The sequence below is a fragment of the Nitrospira sp. BLG_2 genome (genome assembly GCF_049222245.1).
The window spans coordinates 1-3701 of record NZ_JBLYIG010000027.1; the positions used below are offsets into that span (position 1 = coordinate 1).

General features: G+C 53.4%; 2 protein-coding genes. Both read left to right on the top strand.

The features are described from left to right. Positions 1-1315: phosphoglucosamine mutase (gene glmM / locus ACOSYY_RS00755; RefSeq protein ID WP_526023256.1), on the top strand; the 1315-nt coding region annotated here is incomplete at its 5' end. A gap of 35 nt (positions 1316-1350) precedes the next feature. Next, positions 1351-3701 (top strand): DNA internalization-related competence protein ComEC/Rec2 (locus tag ACOSYY_RS00760; protein ID WP_421660316.1); only part of this gene is annotated, 2351 nt, incomplete at its 3' end.

The window sequence follows — 3701 nt, forward strand, 5'->3', positions numbered from 1 at the left end:
CGTCTCCAATCTCGACCCCCTGACCAGTGACATGGCGATGCAGCTCGGACGGGCCGCGGCGCATATCTCTATGCGGCGAGCGGGCCGTCATCAGATCGTCATTGGTAAGGACACTCGTATTTCCGGGTATATGCTGGAGTCCGCTTTGATGGCGGGAATCTGCTCGATGGGTGTTGATGTGCTGTTGGTCGGACCGATGCCGACACCGGCGATCGCATTTTTGACCAGAAGTTTACGGGCTGATGCAGGGGTGGTCATTTCGGCGTCGCACAATCCTTATCAAGACAACGGAATCAAATTCTTTTCAAGTGACGGATTCAAGCTACCCGACGAAGTGGAAGCTCGTATTGAAGAACTGATCGTATCGGATGAAATCAGCCATCTTCGACCGACGGCAGACCTCATCGGCAAAGCTTACCGCATCGACGATGCAGAGGGACGCTATATTGAATTTGCAAAGCGGTCGTTGCCGAAGGACTTGGATTTTCAGGGGATCAAGCTCGTTGTCGATTGCGCGAACGGCGCGGCATACAAAGTGGCTCCGACGGTTCTCAGGGAATTGGGAGCCACGGTTGAAGTCATCGGCAATAAACCGGACGGGATGAATATCAATGCCGGTTGTGGTGCCGTCCATCCTGAGCTCCTGCAAGAGTCGGTACGTCGTTGCAACGCGGACCTTGGTATCGCGTTGGACGGCGATGCCGATCGGGCCGTCTTTGTCTGCGAACAAGGAACCGTTATCGATGGCGATCATGTGATGGCGGCCTTGGGCTTGGATCTTCATCGAAACGGGCTTCTAGCCAAGCAGACTTTGGTCGGAACCGTGATGAGTAACTTTGGACTGGAGCTGTCGATGTCGAAAACGGGCGTCAAACTGATTCGGACGCCGGTCGGTGATCGGTATCTGCTCGAACGAATGTTGGCTGAAGGCTATAACTTCGGAGGAGAGCAATCAGGGCACTTCATATTTCTTGACCATAACACCACCGGAGACGGCCTGATCTCGGCTCTGCAGATCTTGTCACTGGTGAAGCGAACCAAGAAGCCGTTATCCGAGTTGGCCAAGGCGATGACCGCCGTACCGCAAGTATTGGTGAATGTGCATGTTACGCAGAAGCCGCGATTGGAATCGATTCCCGACATTGATTGCGCCATCCGAGAAAGCGAACGCCGCCTGAACGGGTGTGGGCGAGTTCTTATCAGGTATTCCGGGACAGAGCCGCTGTTGAGGATCATGGTGGAAGGAGAACAGTCCATCCTGGTCAAGAAAGTGGCCGAGGATCTTGCCAAGGTCGTGCGAAAACATATCGGCTGAGTGTTCCCTCCTTCCTCAAGGTACAAGGGAAGCTCATGCTCCCATCCCTTACAGCAGCGTTTTTTGTCGGACTTCTATGTGGAGCGCAGATTTCATTTTTTCCGCTCTCCATCATGGCATTATTGGCCGGTATTGCCGTTGGATTCAGCATTCTCGAGCGAACCGGTTCTCTCGACTCACCCTCCGCACTGCTGCTGTATGCGAGCCTCCTCGCCGGAGTAGTTTACTGGTGTCTCACCATCCCGGCGTCGGAGTTGCCCAAGATATTCCCGCCTCTTGACGAGACCGTTCAAACCTCGGTCGTCGGTCGAGTTACGGCCCCCGTTCAGCACAGTGTGGGGCGCCAGACAATGGTGGTTCAAACAGATGAATCCAATTCGGAATCAAGACGGATACGTCTCGTGTGGCGCGACCCGGGTATGACTCTTCATTACGGCGACCATATTTCATTTCGAGGAAAACTTCACCGTCCACGCGGGTCATTGAACCCGGGTGGATTCGATTATGCCGCTTATATGGAGCGTCAGGGCATCGACCTTCTGGCAACCGTGACTGGTACTCAGGCGGTGACGTTGTTAGATGAAGAGTCTCATGTCGGGTTGTGGGGATTATGGAACAAGATCGATCATTGGAGAGCCACGATACGTGCGGTAGCCATCAAGACATTGAGCCAACCCACCAGAGGACTATTTCTCGGCATGATCATCGGTGAGCGAGGCTATCTCGAACAAGAGCTCCAAGACTGGTTCATGGTGACGGGAACCGTTCATCTGCTCTCGATTTCAGGCTCACATCTCGGGCTCGTGGCTGTCGTAATTTTTTGGTTGGTGAAAAGGCTTGTCCTTAGGCTTCCTCTCCCTCTCTTGTTGACGCTATCACGAACAGTCACCCCGTCGAAGATAGCAATTCTGCTCGCCTGGCCGGCCGTCGCACTCTATGCGGTGCTCGCGGGGGCCGAGTTAGCGACCGTGCGTTCGCTCGTGATGATTACCATGGCGATGATCGCAATGTGGCTCGGGTATGAGCGCCATCTTGGCCATGCCATCGCGGTGGCTCTCCTGGCGATCCTCCTGCATGACCCTCGTGCAGTCTTTGACATTTCTTTTCAACTTTCCTTTCTTTCCGTACTCGTGATGGTCAAAATGATCGTGCTTACGAAATCATGGAATGCCGACAATGCAGGAGACGACAGTCAGCTGAGATATCGATTCATTGGCCAAGCGCTCAAAGCGCTGTCGATGAGCGGGGCTGTGACTATAGCTACATTGCCCATGGTTGCGTTCTATTTCAATCAGGTTCCCTGGATGGGAATCATCACCAACCTGATAGCCATCCCGTTTACCGGTGTCATCTTGGTACCTTTGGGGCTGTTTGCTGGTTTGTGGACGATCGTGACGGGCGCCGAGTCTTTGATTCTTGGCTCAACAATGGAGCGATTGTTCGAATTGATGGTGCTTGGATTGCAGTGGTGTGCCCGCTTTCCAGGAGGGGAGTGGCATGTGGCAGCACCATCCATACCAACGATCGCCCTGTTTTACTCCGGGTTACTTATCGCAAGCTTTCCCGTCATATCGTGTCGCGTGCGAATTGCAGGCGCCGCTTTGTCGCTATTGTTGATCGGCTGGTGGCTGAGCCCTCCTGTGTCGCAAATAGACGGCGATCGCTGGCGTGTCACATTTCTTGATGTCGGACAAGGAGATAGCGCCGTTATCGAGTTGCCGGATGGTGAAACCGTTCTGATCGATGGCGGAGCTCGATATGAACGATTTGACATGGGGAAAAATGTAGTCGCACCGTTTCTGTGGAGCAGGAACATTCATCATATATCCCATGTCATTGGGACACACCAGCAACTGGATCACGTCGGTGGATTGATTTGGGTACTCCGTCATATGTCAGTCGGACAGTACTGGGGTGGGGGAATAGAACGCTCGGAGGCATTCGTTGAAGACCTTAAAACAGTCCTTCATGATCGGCATATCGATCAGCATACCGCGGTGAGTGGCCAAGACCTGTTACAGTCCGGTCAGTGCCGACTCAGTATTCTTAATCCACCTGACACACCGGTAATTCGTGCGTCGACTCAGCCCTATACCGGGACCATATTGAACAATCTGTCCATTGTCTCACGGCTGCAGTGTGGAACCTATTCCATCCTTTTTGCAGCTGATATTGAAACTGCCGGATTGAGGCGGTTGAACGAAGAAGGATACCAACCGGTGACCGTACTGAAAGTACCCCATCACGGAGCTCGCAGCTCGCTGGATCCGGACTGGATTCGGCAACTCCAGCCACAGTATGCGGTCATCTCGGTTGGTGTGGCTAATCCTTATGGACATCCGGTGGAAGCAGTCCTGGAAGCCTATCAAGATCAGCACATTCCAAT